This window comes from Mycoplasma phocimorsus (assembly GCF_030077875.1).
GTDB classification, from domain to species: Bacteria; Bacillota_I; Bacilli_A; order Mycoplasmatales; family Metamycoplasmataceae; genus Mycoplasma_H; species Mycoplasma_H phocimorsus.
The window spans coordinates 105,475-122,242 of sequence record NZ_JASEJT010000007.1 but is presented as its reverse complement, the minus strand read 5'-3'; the positions used below and the strand labels follow the sequence as shown (position 1 = coordinate 122,242).

At 26.6% G+C, this 16,768-nt stretch carries 15 protein-coding genes; all 15 read left to right on the top strand.

The genetic code is table 4. From position 1 onward, the window contains the following. Nucleotides 1-94 precede the first annotated feature (94 nt). Entirely contained in the window at nucleotides 95-400 is a 306-nt protein-coding gene (locus QMA87_RS01860; protein WP_283823686.1) for a thioredoxin family protein, read from the top strand. 96 nt (nucleotides 401-496) lie between these two features. Further along, nucleotides 497-856: a PTS transporter subunit EIIB gene (locus QMA87_RS01855; RefSeq protein ID WP_283823687.1), complete on the top strand. Its 360-nt coding sequence runs from the start codon at nucleotides 497-499 to the stop codon at nucleotides 854-856. Continuing rightward, on the top strand, nucleotides 846-4,034 hold the full coding sequence (locus tag QMA87_RS01850) for a DEAD/DEAH box helicase (RefSeq protein WP_283833748.1): 3,189 nt from the start codon (nucleotides 846-848) through the stop codon (nucleotides 4,032-4,034). The genes QMA87_RS01855 and QMA87_RS01850 overlap by 11 nt, the downstream gene beginning before the upstream one ends. Before the next feature lie 47 nt (nucleotides 4,035-4,081). After that, nucleotides 4,082-4,291 carry a TM2 domain-containing protein gene (locus QMA87_RS01845; protein ID WP_283823689.1) on the top strand — a complete coding sequence of 70 codons (210 nt, stop codon included), beginning with the start codon at nucleotides 4,082-4,084 and terminating at the stop codon, nucleotides 4,289-4,291. Between the two features lie 146 nt (nucleotides 4,292-4,437). Then, nucleotides 4,438-4,737: a 50S ribosomal protein L21 gene (gene rplU, locus QMA87_RS01840; protein WP_283827269.1), complete on the top strand. Its 300-nt coding sequence runs from the start codon at nucleotides 4,438-4,440 to the stop codon at nucleotides 4,735-4,737. 10 nt (nucleotides 4,738-4,747) lie between these two features. Beyond that, a complete protein-coding gene (gene rpmA / locus QMA87_RS01835) occupies nucleotides 4,748-5,005 on the top strand; it encodes a 50S ribosomal protein L27 (protein ID WP_283833747.1) in 258 nt (85 codons plus the stop codon). Nucleotides 5,006-5,181: 176 nt separating this feature from the next. Then, on the top strand, nucleotides 5,182-5,637 hold the full coding sequence (rplK, locus tag QMA87_RS01830; RefSeq protein ID WP_336619110.1) for a 50S ribosomal protein L11: 456 nt from the start codon (nucleotides 5,182-5,184) through the stop codon (nucleotides 5,635-5,637). Between the two features lie 2 nt (nucleotides 5,638-5,639). After that, complete coding sequence (gene rplA / locus QMA87_RS01825; protein ID WP_283823692.1) at nucleotides 5,640-6,329, top strand: 50S ribosomal protein L1; 690 nt, start codon at nucleotides 5,640-5,642, stop codon at nucleotides 6,327-6,329. Nucleotides 6,330-6,473: 144 nt separating this feature from the next. Continuing rightward, on the top strand, nucleotides 6,474-9,653 hold the full coding sequence (secA, locus tag QMA87_RS01820; protein WP_347276982.1) for a preprotein translocase subunit SecA: 3,180 nt from the start codon (nucleotides 6,474-6,476) through the stop codon (nucleotides 9,651-9,653). 1,201 nt (nucleotides 9,654-10,854) lie between these two features. Next, entirely contained in the window at nucleotides 10,855-12,822 is a 1,968-nt protein-coding gene (gene uvrB, locus QMA87_RS01815; RefSeq protein ID WP_283833746.1) for an excinuclease ABC subunit UvrB, read from the top strand. Nucleotides 12,823-12,881: 59 nt separating this feature from the next. After that, nucleotides 12,882-13,475 (top strand): guanylate kinase, encoded by a 594-nt coding sequence (gmk, locus tag QMA87_RS01810; RefSeq protein ID WP_283823695.1) that lies wholly within the window; start codon nucleotides 12,882-12,884, stop codon nucleotides 13,473-13,475. 5 nt (nucleotides 13,476-13,480) lie between these two features. Further along, nucleotides 13,481-14,221 carry a PP2C family protein-serine/threonine phosphatase gene (locus tag QMA87_RS01805; protein WP_283823696.1) on the top strand — a complete coding sequence of 247 codons (741 nt, stop codon included), beginning with the start codon at nucleotides 13,481-13,483 and terminating at the stop codon, nucleotides 14,219-14,221. Further along, nucleotides 14,221-15,222, top strand: coding sequence for a serine/threonine-protein kinase (locus tag QMA87_RS01800; RefSeq protein ID WP_283823697.1), 1,002 nt, complete (start codon nucleotides 14,221-14,223; stop codon nucleotides 15,220-15,222). Before QMA87_RS01805 ends, QMA87_RS01800 begins: the two co-directional genes overlap by 1 nt. Next, nucleotides 15,222-16,091, top strand: a complete 870-nt coding sequence (gene rsgA, locus QMA87_RS01795) for a ribosome small subunit-dependent GTPase A (RefSeq protein WP_283833745.1) — start codon at nucleotides 15,222-15,224, stop codon at nucleotides 16,089-16,091. The genes QMA87_RS01800 and rsgA overlap by 1 nt, the downstream gene beginning before the upstream one ends. Beyond that, nucleotides 16,072-16,743: a ribulose-phosphate 3-epimerase gene (locus QMA87_RS01790; RefSeq protein ID WP_283827272.1), complete on the top strand. Its 672-nt coding sequence runs from the start codon at nucleotides 16,072-16,074 to the stop codon at nucleotides 16,741-16,743. The genes rsgA and QMA87_RS01790 overlap by 20 nt, the downstream gene beginning before the upstream one ends. Nucleotides 16,744-16,768 lie beyond the last annotated feature (25 nt).

The window sequence follows — 16,768 nt, the reverse complement described above, 5'->3', positions numbered from 1 at the left end:
TTGTTTAAATTGTTAAAATTATATTATTATTGATTTTTATTTATCAAAAATTAATTTATAATTTTAATAATATTTAAAAAGAAAGGATGTTCCTATGTTATTAGAAACAACAAAATCACAATTAGGAAACACATTAGAAACAGGCACAAAATTACTAGTTTTTCACGCTGTATGATGTCCGCCATGTAAAATGCTTAAAGGAGAATTGGAACAATTAGACAAATTAGATTTATTGCCAATTTTTAGAGTAGATATTGATGTTGATAAACAATTTGCAACAGATCATGGAGTTCAATCAATTCCTACTGGTTTTGTTTACAAGGACGGACAAATTGTTGATAAGTTTCAAGGTTTCCAAACAGTAGATCAATTAAAATCACTTGTTGAAAAATACCTATAATATAAAAGGTTAAGCTCTAGTTTATGAGCTTATTTTTTTTATTTAATTTCTATATCTATATAATATAAATATTAATATAGATGATTGAGGTAGAAAATGCATAAAAAACATAAGATACTATATGTATTTTATTCAATAATTACTTTAGGTATTTTTCATATTATAATGTTAAAAAAAGCACCTAAAAAAAGCAAAAAAATAAATAATAATATTTCAATAAAAATTAATAAATTAATTGAAAATTTAGGTTCAAAACAAAATATTAGTTTTGCTGAAGCTAATATGTCAAGAATTAAAATAGGGGTTTATGATATTAATTTAGTTAATATAGATGCCATTCAAAAAGAAAAAAGAATATCAGGAATAATGAAACAAAGTTCTTGTGTAACATTAATTGTTGGTAGAGATTCTACTTTAATACAACAAAAAATAAATGAGGTTATAAGTGAGCAATAAAACAACGAAAGAACAACGTTTAAAACAAATACTAAACGAAAATAATGGCAATCTAATATTAGAAGATTTAATTGATATTAATAATAGTAAAGACACTTCATTATTTGTTCGTCATGATAATCAAAAAGTTTTTGATATAGTAACTAAATTTGGAAAAATTTCAGCTAATGAAATTTACACTAAAGAAAGTTTTGAAGTTGTTATTACTGAAGATGATTTGCTTCAACAAATTGATCAAGTAGAAAAAACAACCAGTCATGAGGAGTTTTTAAAAAACCCGATCATAAAAAGTCTTAATATTAAATATAAAGATCTTTTAATAGATAATTTTAATAATGCAAAAAAAGCTATTATTGAAGAATTATCATTGCAAATGCAAAAATCAAATAAAACTTGGAAAGAGTTTGTTTCTCAAGCTGATGATAAGTTAGTTGAAACTAATACATGAACAATTTATATAGGTTTTATGTTTATTAGTTTTTTAATTAATGAAACAAGTAATACAAAGCAGTTTTTTGCACCTTTATTTTTAAAAGAGGCGACTGTTACTGTTGAAAATGGTCGAGCAGTTTTAAAAGCTGATGGCCCAATCAAGAAAAATGAAAAAATATTTTTAATTTTAAAATCAAGTGGATTTGATTTGGAAATTAATGAAGATTTTACTAAAGCATCGATTAAAAATGTATTTGAAAAAACAAAAAAATTATGATCTGCAAGATATGCTCATGTTATGCCTGAAGACATACTTGAAAAAACACCAAGACGGTCATATGAAGATATTAAAAATAAAACAATAAAATTCCACCCAGGAATGCTTTTAGGTTTATTTGAGCCTATGGGAGGTTATATTCGTGATAGAATGAATGAAATTATTAAAAATAATAAAATTGATGGAATTATTGATGTAACAATTAATAAGAAAAAATATACAAAAAGAATTGATAGCGTTATTTTTAATAATAGTAATGACGAAGAAGAACAGGGAGGGCTTATTAAGGTAACGCCAACTAACTATTCTCAAGATCGCGCAACAATATCAGCATTAAATCAACATACAATTATTTGAGGACCGCCAGGCACAGGTAAATCACAAACAATTGGAAATATTCTTGCTAATATTCTTTATTATGAAAAAACAGCACTTGTAGTGTCAGAAAAACGTGCTGCGCTCGATGTGTTAAGAAAAAGATTGGGCAGATTAAGTAAATTTGCTTTATTTCTTTTAACTAATAAAAATGTTGATATTTTTTATGATCCAATTATTAAATATATTGACAATATAGAAACGGCTGATGAAGCTGAAGATGTTAATGCAGTTAGTGTTTTTTCAACTGATGAAAAGAATTATTATCAAATAATGAAAAAAGCATCGTTTTCATCTCAATCTGATTTAATTTTTGACATTATTGAATCAGTAATGAAAAATAATGCTAATTTTACTAAATCTACTTTTAAGAATCTTCAAGATTTAGTTCCTTACAAACTCAAATTTCCTAACGATATTATTTTTGATAACAATTTTATTAAAAATGTTTTAAAGTTTAACAAACTAAATTCTTTAAATTCTCATTCTTGAAGTAAAGCAGCTAGAGAGAAAAAAGCTAAAATAATTCCATTATTAAAAAACATTAGTGAACTAGCAGAAAAATATGATAATTTAAATTTTCTTATCGATTTAATAGCACAAGTTGAAGATACTGATATATTGAATCAGGTTATTGCCCTTTCTAGAAGTAGATATAAAATAGATCAAGCCAAACCAATTAGCACTGACTATGAAATTGAAAAGATTTTAACTTCTAAGATTCTTGATAAAATAGAAGAATTGCCAAATAACTTAAAAGAAAAATATAAAGAATTTACAACATCGGCTAAATTAAAAAATTTAAACCCATTTCATTTTTTAAAAAAATATATTGATATTATTAAAATTTTATTTCCAATTATTATTACAACTCCAGATGTTGATTTAAGTAATTGAAAAGAGCAAGAATTTGATTATTGTATTGTTGATGAGTGTTCACAGGTGAAAACCCAAAATGGTTTACCAGCACTTTATTTAGCTAAAATTAAAATTTTATCTGGTGATCAACAACAAATGAGACCTTCAACATGATTTAAATCAAAAAATACAAATAATGCATATTGAGGAAATAATGATTCATTACTTGATTTTGCTATTACAAAAGGGGTTTGCAAAATACATCTTGAAAAAAACTATCGTTCAAATAAATCACTTTTAATGGGATTTAGTAATAAAATTTTTTATGAATCAAAATTAAATATTATCGATTCAAATATGAATCACCATGAACAAGCTATTGAGGTAGTAAATATTGATGATGTTGTAAATGAAACTAATTATAACTTAAAGGAAGTTGAAATTGTTGTTCAGAAAGCAAAAGAAAATTTAAAAAAATATAGCACAATCATTCTTTTAGCTTTTAATGCCCCACAAGCAGATAAAATTAGAGATTATATTTTTAGTTATGAACCTGAATTAGGTGATGCAGTTATTAATAATAAAATAATGATAAAAAACATTGAAAATATTCAAGGCGAAGAGGCTAATTTAGTTATTATCTCTGTAGTTTATAATGAACAAAGCAGAATAAGTTCTACCTATGTAGGTATTAAAAATGGTGATCACTCATTAAATGTTGCAATAACTAGAGCAATTGACAAGATGATTGTTGTTAAATCGATAAAAGCAAATCATATTAAAATTACTCACGAAACAAGTAAAGAAGTAACAACATTTAGAAATTGATTAAGATTTTTAGATATGAATGATGAAGAAAGATATGAATTTCTTAAAGCTGAAAACAATGAAATTCCAGAACCAAATATTGATCGAATTTTTGATTTAAAAGAAAAAATGAAAACAAAAATTATTGACAGCATCCATCAATCTATTCCTCGCTTACCAAAAGGGATGAGAATAGAGATTGATTATAGAATAGGTCTTCAAAAAGTAGATCTAGCTATTTTGAAAGAGTCTAAGTTAATAATTGGTTTTAATATTGATTATTCTCAACTGAAAGATAAAGAAGAATTCATTACTTTAAGAGATAATAATTTATTTTTAAGAGCAAAAGGTTACAATATTTTTTTAATTGATCAAGTAGTATGAGCAAATAAAAGGAATGATTTTATTGAACAAATTATTCAAGGATAAACATTAAAATATAATTTAAATAATTTACGCATAAAGCGGAGGCAAATATGAATCAAATAAGCAATAAAAGTAGAATTGTTCTTATTCTTTTATCATTATTTTTTGGACAATTAGGTATTGATAGATTTTATTCTGGAAGATATATTTTGGGATTAATTAAATTATTCACATTTGGCGGATTAGGAATTTGATGAATTATAGATTTTATTCTTGCTATTTTTGGTGCTCAAAAAGATGATCAAGGATTACTAATTTAAATATAATTAAGAGCAAGAATTAAATTCTTGTTTTTTATTAAAATTTTTTAATCCTTTTGTTATAATAACAATGTTATTTTTAAGTAACCATTCCGAACAGGTTTAAAGCATAGTCACCTTAAGGATGAGCCACGAAAAGGAAGTATATGAAAGCAATTATTGTTACTGGTGGTAAACAACTACTAGTTGAACAAGATGCAATTATTTACATTGAAAAAATCGAGGGTAACGAAGGAGAAAGTGTAGTTTTTGACAAGGTTTTACTTGTTGGAGATAAATTTGGAACTCCTTATGTAGAAGCAGCAACAGTAACGGGCATTATTGAAAAACAAGGAAAACAAAAGAAAATCATTGTTTATAGACACAATGCCAAATCAACACACAAACGTAAATTAGGTCACCGTCAACCATATACTAGAGTAAGAATTACAGAAATTAAAGGGTAGGTGAAATTAGATGGCACACGTTAAAGCCGGTGGTAGTACAAGCAACGGTCGTGATAGTGCGGGGCGTCGTTTAGGCGCTAAATTAGGTGATGGACAATTTGCAACAGCAGGATCAATTATTTACCGTCAAAGAGGTACAAAAATTTTTCCTGGTGTTAACGTTAAAAAGGGTAGAGATGATACTTTATTTGCTGTAATCGATGGATATGTAAAATACGAAGTTAAAAGAAAACGTAAATATGCATCAGTATACACTGAAAGAAAATAAGCTTCAGGCTTATTTTTTTATTTTAATTAATTATTTTTAAATAAAAATAACTTAAAAATTTTAGCCAAAATTATTTAAAACAATTTTATTGCTTTTATATATAATTTAAATGCAATTTTTATTGCAATATAGCGTGGGAGAGAAATCAATATGACCACGGTATTGAAAGGAAAATAATGGCTAAAAAAGAAGTTGTCCGTGTTGCTAAATTACAATTCTTAGCAGGACAAGCGAAACCAGGCCCTGCACTTGCCGGTGTTGGAGTTAATATGCCTGAGTTTACAAGAGCATTTAATGATGCGACTAGAGAAAGAACTGGAGAACCAGTTCCTGTTGAAATTACAGTTTATAAAGATAAAACATTTGATTTTAGATTATTTACTGCACCAGCTAGTTTTAAATTATTACAAGCTGCTAAATTAAAATCAGGTAGCGCTAATGCTAAAACAAATATCGTTGCTACAATTTCAGAAGAACAATTGAAAGAAATTGCACAATACAAATTACAAGATTTAAACACAGATTGTGTTTATGCTGCTATGAAAACAATTGCTGGTACAGCAAAAAATATGGGTATTGCTATTGAAGGATTTGATGGCTCAGCAAAATGCAAAATAGAAGGAGCTAAATAATTATGCGTCACATTGGTAAAAAATTAGAAGCGGCTCGTAAATTAGTTGATAAAGATAGAATTTACGACCTTTCAGAAGCTATTGAACTAGCAATTAAATCTTCATATACAAAATTTGCAGGATCAATTGATTTAGCATTTAAATTAAATTTAGATACTCGTAAAGCAGATCAACAATTAAGAGGAGCAGTTACACTTCCAAATGGTACAGGAAAAAATGTTCGTGTGTTAGTTGCGACAGATAATCCAGCCCTTAAAGAAGCTTCAATTGCTTCAGGCGCTGACATTGTTGTTGATTCATTAGAATTGGAAGCAATTATTAAAGAAGATAAATTCAACTTCGATGTTATGGTAGCAGAACCTAAAATGATGCCTTTATTAGGAAAATATGGTAAAAAATTAGGGCCTAAAGGTTTAATGCCAAACCCTAAAACAGGTACAGTTACTCCAATGCCTCAAAAAGCTGTTGAAGAGCTTAAAAAAGGTAAAGCAAATTATAGAACTGATAAAAATGGTATTGTTCATTCATTAATTGGTAAATCAACAATGAGCGTCGAGCAATTAACAGAGAATGCCAAAACTTTAATTACTTTAATTAAAAAACTTAAACCAGCTGCTGTAAAAGGAACATATATCCAAAATTTAACAGTTTCAGCAACAATGGGACCAAGTGTTAAAATTAAAATAGATTAATTTTTTTAATATTCAATTTGATAAAACTTTATTAGTTTATCGGTTGAATTTTTTTTATTTTTTAAATAAAATATACAAAGATATTAACAGTTTAATATATGTATATTTGTAGAAAAAAGGTAAAATCATATAAAATTAAATAATATGAGTATAAAATCTTTCTTTAATAAATTATTTAAATCAACCGACATGCGAATTGCTGAAAAAACGCTTGAACAAATTAACAAAGAATGAGCAAAGATATCGCTTTTAAGTGATGAAGAACTTAAAAATAAAACACTAGAGTTCAAAGAGCGTCATAAACATGGAGAAAAACTTGAATCAATGAGGGCTGAAGTTTTTGCAGTATCTAAAGAAGCTACAAAAAGAGTCTTAAATAAAACGCCTTTTGATGTTCAAATGATAGGTGGAGTTTTGCTTGATCTTGGGTCAGTAGCAGAAATGAAAACAGGTGAAGGTAAAACTATTACATCTATCGCTCCAATATATTTAAATGCCCTTTCTTCAAAAGGTGTTATTGTTTCAACAGTAAACGAATATCTAGCAGAACGTGATGCAACTGAATTGGGGGCAGTGTTCAATTTTTTAGGCTTAACTGTAGGTATTAATAAAACCAAAATGAGCAACGAACAAAAAAGAGCTGCTTATGCTGCCGACATAACTTATTCAATTCACTCTGAATTAGGTTTTGATTATCTTAGAGATAATATGGTTGAAAACATTGATGAAAAAGTACAACGTGGTTTAAATTATTGTTTAATTGATGAAGTTGATTCTATTTTAATTGATGAGGCAAAAACACCGCTTATTATTTCAGGTGGCGAATCTAATGATGCCGGAACATATGAGCAAGCTGATCAATTTGTAAGAATGCTTGATGAAGAAGATTATGAAATGGATGAAGAATCTAGAGCTGTTGTATTAACGCACAGAGGTATTGCTAAAGCAAATAAATTTTATAGATTTGAGAATTTATATGATTTTCATAATTCAGAAACTGTTCATAGAATTCAAAATGCTTTAAGAGCGCATAAGTCAATGTTTAATAATGTTGAATATATTGTAAGAGATGGAAAAATAGAGTTAGTTGATGCTTTTACCGGAAGAATTATGGATGGTAGAGCTTATTCTGAAGGATTACAACAAGCATTACAAGCAAAAGAAAGACTTGAAATTGAGCCTGAAACAAAAACATTAGCAACTATTACATACCAAAACTTTTTTAGAATGTTTAATAAATTGTGTGGTATGACTGGTACTGCTAAAACAGAAGAACAAGAATTTATTGATATTTATAATATGAGAGTAAATGTTGTTCCTACAAACAAACCGATAATAAGAGATGATCAAAAAGATATAATTTTTGCTACAGCACACGCTAAGTGAAAAGCTGTTGCACAAAAAATTCAAGAGTTACACGCAATAGGTCAACCTATTTTAGTAGGTACTGCACAAATTGAGGATTCTGAATATATTCATGAAATGTTAGAAGACTTAGGTGTTCCGCATACAGTTCTTAATGCTAAGCAAGATAAATCAGAAGCCGATATTATTGCTGAAGCAGGTATTAAAAACGCAGTAACAATTGCTACAAACATGGCCGGTCGTGGAACTGATATTAAACTAACTGATGAATCAAAACAGTTAGGCGGTTTATTTGTTATTGGTACAGATAAAGCTGAATCAAGAAGAATTGACAATCAGCTTAGAGGGCGTAGCGGAAGACAAGGCGATCCTGGAACAAGTGTATTTTATATTTCATTAGAAGATCAGCTTATTAAAAGATTTGCTAATCCTGATGAGTTTAAACGGGGATATGAAGATCAAGGCGATAATGCTATTAATGATCCAAGCCTAAGATTGCTTGTTAATATGGCTCAAAAGAAAATTGAAGGATTTAACTATGATATTCGTAAAACAGTTCTTAATTATGACGATGTAATTAGACAACAAAGAAATTTAATGTATGCACAACGTGATGTTATTATTTCAAATATTGATGACTTTAAGAAAAATCCAATCATTGAAAGAATGATAAATTTTGCACTTCCTCACATTTCAAAAGCAGTTAGATTTGTTAATTCATCAGGAATATTCATGTACGATGAATTTGTTAATTTTGTTAATGAAGAAATGTTAAATAAAATTAATTTAAAACTTACTGTTGAAGATATCATTCATATTCCTACTCAAAAATTTGATGAAGCACTAGGCGAAAAGTTTAATAGTTTTTATGATATTATTGCTCATAAAATTATTGAAAATTATGGTGCAGATTTTCTTTATTCTCTTGAAAAAAGAACAATTATTTCTATTCTTGATGATAAATGAAAAAATCATATTAACCAGATGGATAGACTAAGATCAAATATTAATTTAGTTCAGTATGCTCAAAAAAACCCATATCAAGAGTATACTAGACAAGGCGGAAAAATGTTTGACAATATGATTAGTGACATTGCTGTAGATTCTATTTTTAGTTTATTTAATTCACAATATGCAAATGAAATTGAAATTCCATCAAATTATCTTGATGATGAAGATTTTGTCAAAATTATGGAAGAATTTACTTTTGTAGATGAGCCAAAATATCACAGAATCAAAAAGTGAATTGAAATTTTTGAACAAAGACAGTTTGAAAAAGAAATTAGTGCAAAAAAAGCTGAAGTTCTTGAGCAAATTCTTCCCTATAAAGATAATGAAGAATTTTCAAAAGATATCAATGAAATTATTGATGCAATTGAATCAGAAGACGAAAATAAATTTATCGAAATATATAATAGAGTAGAACCTTTATTAGCTCTTATTAAAAATAAACAAGAAATAGAAAAAATTAAGCAAGATCAAATGAAAGATGAATTATTAAAATCTAATATTGTTGAAACACAACTAACTTCTGAGCAACCTTATGAAATAGATTCTATTGAAGAGGAAAATAAAGTTGCCACTGAAACAAATAATAGTTCTGAAGAAATTGAACAATCAGAAAAAGAAAGCGAAAATACTAATTTTCTAGAAAACTTGTTTTCAGAAAATAACGAAGAGTTTACATTTAAGGGGCTATTTGATTTTTTAGAAAATGAAGATGAAAAAGAAAATGAAGAAAATGAGCTTTCAATATCAGAAAAAAAAGCAAATATTGAATTAATTAAAAGTTTATTTCAAGAACATTTTTCTAAAGCTTTAGAAAAAGCTTTTAAAGAAATTAATGAAGAAGAGAAGCAAGAAGCTGAAGAATTAAAAGTAGATAGTAAACAAAAGAAAAAAACTTCTAAGAAAACTAAAATAAAATCAGATTCAAAAACAGAATCTTCAAATAAGTAAAAAATAAAAATAAAGTAAATTTTATAACTTCATGTTATATTACAAGTTTAAGTGCAACACACTTAATTTTACAAAAATTAAATGTGAGAGAACCTGCTAAAGTAGGGCAAAAACATGTCACCATAAAATTTATTTTACGCCATAGCGGCTTGCTGTGGTGTTTTTCATTTTAAGTTGTTTTGAATTCTTTTTTTGTTGTATTATTTTACGAAGCTTTTGATAACTTTTTTAAGTTTTTTTAATATTAACTTACTTATGTTGATTCTATTTAAATATTTTGATTTTAAAATTGAAAATCAATATTCAATTTCACAATCATCTAAAGAGTTGCCAATTCTTGAGAGCGACGACTTATCATTATTCATTCTTATTTTGTTAATGTAATCGTTATTAGTATATTAGAAGTTGTGATCAGAATGAATTATGAATTTTTTGTTTTTCGTTATTTTGAATAAATCATTAACTTGTCTAAAACAAGATTTAAGTCGTTATTAATTTAGAGCATTCAACTAACAAATCTTGCATTCCTTTATTATAATATGTAATAATTCTCTTAATCTTCTTGGTCAGATAAAAATTTGTAATAAAAGCTAATTTGTGTGAAATAATAATTGCAATTTTCTTAATACTTGTCATTCCTAATTGTTTGTATTCTTTAAAAATTATTTTGTCTTTTTCTTTTGTAAAGTATCTGAATATTCTATTTTCCTATAACACGCGAGCGACACAAAAAGACACTCTATAAAGAGTGCCATTTTTGTTTATATTTACACTGAATTTTTTTATTTTAGAAATAAAAAAGTTATTTTATATTTAAGATTTAAAAAAAATATATGAGTTGTGCAATAAAAAATAATACAAGCATACGTACTATTTATAAAAAACAAAAAAGTCATTTTACAGCATTAAAAAAATTAAAAAAATTCTAGCTATTTTAATAATTATTAATTTGCTATTTTAAAAAAAGATACAGCTTGTTACTTTTGTTAATTCAAAATCGCCACATGAAATTAGCTTAAAATAAAAACAATTTATTTTAAAATATGATCCTATTATTTATTCAAGAGCGTGATAATTACTTTGCAATTTTTATTTAATATATATAATAAAAATAAAAAAAATAAACACACAAATGTGAGACTTGAAAGTTTTTTAGCATAAAGTTTTAATTTCATTTTATTTATTTAAAAAAGGAAAGAATATGAAAAGTTATAAAAAATTTGAATTAATTTCAGATTTTGATGTCGCTGGAGATCAACAAAGAACAATAGAAATTGTAAATAATAATTTAAAAAATGGGGAAAATGACCAAGTCATTAAAGGCGTTACTGGATCAGGTAAAACTTTTATTATGGCAAATATAATAAAGTCACAAAAGCAACCAGTGTTGATAATGTCGCACAACAAAACATTAGCCTCACAACTTTATAATGATATAAAAAATTTCTTTCCAAATAATAAGGTTGAATATTATGTTTCAAACTTTGATTTTTATATGCCAGAAGCATATAACCCCACGACACAAGTTTATATTGATAAATCTTCAAGTATTAATGAAGAATTAGATGCAATGAGAATGGCTTCAATTAATTCACTTTTAACTAGAAGCGATACTATTGTAGTATCTTCAGTAGCATGTATTTATGGAACATTCAATCCTAATGAATACGACAAGCAAATTATTTCTATTGCCATTAATGAAGAAATAAAAATTAAAGAATTAGCTAGAAAATTAGTTAATTTAAATTATCAAAGAAATCAAATTACATATAAATATGGTTCATTTAGAATTAAAGGCGATATAGTTGAAATTGTTCCTGCCGATAATAAGCAAAAAATTATTCAGATTAGTTTTTTTGGAGATGAAATAGAATTTATTAATCTTATTGATGCAGATAGTAAAAAAGTGGTAAAAAGATTTAAAACAATAAGAATATTTCCGGCAAATGCTTATGTTTTAAATTATGAAAAAACTTTAGTAGCTGCTGATAAAATTGAACAAGAACTTGAACAAGTTCATCAAATTTTTTTAGAAAAAGAAGATTACATTAAGGCTCAAAGAATTTTAGAGCATACTAAAAAAGATTTAGATGATTTAAGAGAAACAGGAATATGTAAGGGAATGGAAAATTACTCTCGCTATTTTGATGGTAGAGAAGAAGGCGAAAAACCTTATACATTACTTGATTATTTTCCTAAAAATTCTTTATTTATAATTGATGAGTCTCATATTTCTATGGGGCAAATAAGAGGAATGTATAATGGTGATAGAACAAGAAAAGAAAATCTTGTGAACTATGGTTATAGACTTCCAAGCGCTTTAGATAATCGTCCTTTAAAATTTGATGAATTTAATACATATGATTTTAAAAAAGTATATGTATCTGCAACACCAGGTGAATATGAAATTAATAAATCAAATGGTCTAGTTAGTGAAATTATTAATCGACCTACAGGATTATTGGATCCTGAAATTACAATAGTTTCTAGTAATAATCTTTATAAAAAAATTTATGACAATGTTATTAACCAAATTAAGAAAAATGAGAGAACACTCATTATTACTATTACTAAAAAATCAGCTGAAGAGCTAAGCAAAAAGCTAAAATCTCAAGGCATTAAAGTAATGTATATACATGGCGATCACAATGCGATTGAACGTCATGAAATTCTTATTAAATTAAGAAAAGGAATTTTTGATGTTGTTGTTGGTATTAACTTATTAAGAGAAGGTATTGATGCTCCTGAAGTTTCTTTAGTTATGATACTTGATGCTGATGCTACAAGCTTTTTAAGAGATTCTAATAGTTTAATACAGCTTGCTGGTAGGGCTGCTAGAAATGTTAATGGTAGAGTTATTTTCTTTGCTGATAAAATTACTAAACATATGCAAGATTGTATTGATGATAATTTAAGAAAAAGAAGTATACAGATTGATTACAACAAAAAACATAATATTACGCCAACAACAGTAGTAAAATCAATTCATGAATCACTATCTTTAGTTGATTTAGTTGAAATAACTAAAGAGAGCACTAAAAATGAAAATGCCGAAACACTTGCGCTTATTATTGAGGAAATGGAAGAAAAAATGAAAGTTGCTGCTGCCAAAAAAGATTTTGAAACTGCTATTAAATATCGTGATAAGTTAAAAATGCTTAAAGGATAATTAAGTTTTTAATTGTCTATTTTTAAAGAAATCAAAATTTTACTAATATAATAATAATTATGAATAAATCTAACAAAATGTTAATTATTTTTTGTGGACCTAGCGGAGTTGGTAAGGGTACAATTGAAAGATACTTATTTAATAATAAACAATTAAAATTAGCACTTTCAATTTCAGTAACAAGTAGACTTCCGCGAGAAGGAGAAATTGAAGGAATTCATTATTTTTTTATTTCAAAAGAAGAATTTAAACAAAAAATTCGCGATAATAAATTAATTGAATATAGTAAACATTTTAACAATTATTATGGAACATTAAAGGAACAAGTAGATACAATTATTACTAATGGCTCAATTCCATTTTTAGAAATTGAAACTAATGGAGCAAGAAAAATAATTGAAGAAAATGAAATAACCAATGAGTACGATATCATTTCAATTTTTGTTCATGCTCCTGATATGAAAGAGCTTGAAAGTAGAATCAGAAATAGAAATACTGAATCTGAAGAAAATATTAGGCTAAGATTAGAAAAAGCCAAAAGTGAAATTGGCGAATCAGGGCTATTTCAATATCACGTGACAAATCACACACCTGAGCAAGCAGCTAATGAAATCTCTAAAATTATTATTAAACATATTAAAGTAGGTGAATAATTTCAATGTATAAGTTTGCTACAGATATTGGTATAAAAAGAAAAGAAAATCAGGACAAAGGCGGTTATTGAGATAACGGCTTTTATTCTTTGTTTATTTTATGTGATGGGATGGGCGGTCATTTTGGCGGCTCAATTGCTAGTTCTATAGTTGTTGAACAGTTTGGAAAATTATTTAAAAGTAGTTTACCAAAAACCTTTCATAAACCAAGTTTTTTGCAAAAATGAATGGTAAATAGCATTGATCAAATTCAGTATTTTATGGAGCAGCAAGCTATTAAAAAACAAATTCTTGTTGATATGGGAACAACTTTAGTGGCGGCAATTATTAATAAAAAAGACAATTCAATGTTAATTTTAAATATAGGAGACTCTAGAGCTTATTTACTTGGAAGAACATTGAAGCAAATTACAATTGATCAAAATGTTACTAATTATTTTATTCAAAAGAATCGGCTTTCTTACAAGAAAGCATTTTTACTTTCAAACGCAACAAAACTAATTTCTGCTCTTGGTCCCAATAAAAAAGCCAAAATGGACATTTTTATAATTGAGCCTAATTCTGAATATAAATTATTAATTTTAACTACTGATGGAATTCATAATTATGTTGATAACCCAACGTTTGAATTAATTTTAAATAATGAAAATTTTAATATTGAGCAAAAAGCAGATAACTTAATTGAAACAGCAAAGAGAAATGGTTCTAAAGATAATTTAAGTATATTTATCAAGGAGATTGAATAATGGATTATCGCGATAGATATAATATTATCAAGAAAATTGGTAAGGGTGGATTTTCTAAAGTTTATTTAGTTACAAAAAAAGATAAAACAACAAAAAAATATGCATTAAAAGTTATTGAAATTGATAAGTTAATTGCTCAAAAGAAAGATGTTAATATACCCGATTTAATTTCAAGATTTACTAATGAAATTGCAGCAATTAAAAAGATTAATTCTAAATATTGTATTAAATATTATGAAAGTTCACTAGATTTTAATGATAATAGTCAGCTTTTTGTTTTAACAGAGTATGTTAATGGCAGAACTTTAAAATCAATGATACAGAATCATCCCTTTACTTCAACAATGGCTGTCGATATAGCTACAAAACTTTGTGAAGGATATGCACAGATTCATAAAGCAGGAATAATTCATCGCGATATTAAGCCTGAAAACATTTTAATTACAAATGAAAATATTCCTAAAATTATTGATTTTGGTATTGCAGTTACTTGTGAGAGTAATAGAGTTACAAAGGAAGCAAACATAATTGGTACAACTTCTTACTTTGCTCCTGAAGTTATTTCTTCATGAGGAGAAGTTAGCGTTAGAAGTGATATTTATTCATTAGGTCTTGTGCTATATTATATGTTAATGGGAATTCATCCATTTATGAAGCAAAATGAAAGTGTAGCTGATTATGAAATTGCACAACGAATATTAAAGGGTCGTATTACGCCGATTTATCAACTTAATAAAAATTTTTCAATTGCTCTTTCAAATTGCGTGCAAAGAGCAACAATGAAAAAAGCAAATGATAGATATTCTTCTATGACACATTTTAAAAATGATTTAAGCACTTGTTTAAATCCAAAAAGAGTTAATGAAAGACCTATAACTTCTAAAGGAGCAAAATTAAAAAGATTTGAAGAAGTTATTGCTTCAACACGCTTTTTATTTTTTGTAATATTAATATTGTTAATTATAATTCTTGTACTAATTTTGATTGGAGTATTTGGATAATGAATAAAAATAAAATATACTCAATAAATTCAGGGTTTTATGATGTTTGAAACGGCGAAAAATTAATTAGATTGCGTGGTGCAGGAAAATTAAGAAATAAGAATATAACACCACTTGTAGGCGATTATGTTAAAATATCTGAAGGTTTTATTGAAGATGTACTGCCTCGTTATAATGAATTACTTAGACCAAAAGTTGCAAATATTGATAATGCATTTATTATTTATAGTTTAAAACAACCAGAATTTAGTTCTTTTATGGTTGATAAATATCTTTCAATGGTGGAATATAATGAAATTAATCCAATAATTATTTTTACTAAAGCAGATTTAGCAAATGATAATTATTGGATTAATCAATATCAAGAATTAGGTTATAAATGTTTTACTATTGGCAAGTTTAATCAAGAAACTGAACAAAAAATTATTAATGAAAATATATGTAAAATTAATGAACTTATTAAAAACAAAACTTGTGTATTCATGGGGCAATCAGGAGTTGGAAAATCAACATTAATTAATTCAATAACAGGAATGAATTTAAAGATTGATGAAATTTCTAAAGCACTTAATCGTGGCAAACATACAACCAGAATTGTAGAAATATATAGGTTTAATAATTCTGAGATTATTGATACGCCAGGTTTTTCAAATTTAGTTGTCCCATTAACTCAACAAGAGCTATCACGCAGTTTTAAAATGTTTAAAGAAAATAAAGTATTTTGTAAGTTTCGTTCTTGTTTACATGCAAATGTTGATAAAAAATATTGTAAAATATTACAACTAGTAGATGAAAGAAAAATACCTATTTTTAGATATGAAAATTATCTAAAAATATTAAAGGAGTGCAATGCGTTGAAAGAATATTAGCCCATCAATTCTTGATGTAAAAAAAGAAAATAGATTAGAATTTGTTACTGATTTAATAACAAATAAAGGCATTAAATGAATTCATTATGATGTAATGGATGGAATTTTTGTACCTAATAAAGCAATTGAATTAGAAGAAATTATTAATATTTATAATAATGCTCCACAGCATTTTTCTGATGTACATTTAATGATTAGCAATCCACTTGATGAGTTTGAAAAATATAAAGATTATGTTTCGATTGTGACATTACATTTTGAGGCAGTTAGTGATATTGATTTAGCTTTATTTATTAATAGATATCATCATGATTATAAAATAGGTTTAGCAATTTCTCCAGATACTAATGTTGAAGATATTACTCCTTTTCTTGAGTTTATAGATTTAGTTTTAGTTATGAGTGTTTATCCTGGCAAAGGCGGGCAAAAATTTATAGTCGACTCTTTAGATAAAATTAAAAAATTAAAAAAATTAAGATCATCTAATTTAAAATATTCATATCTTATTCAAGTTGATGGCGGAATTAATGAAGAAACTTCTAAATTAGCTTGAAAAGCAGGAGCTGATTTAATTGTTGCAGGAAGCTATATCGTTAAAGATCCTTCGCAAGAAAATATTAACAAATTACTATTCCAAAATAGATATAAGTAAGCTTTATTTTTATATTTATTCACGT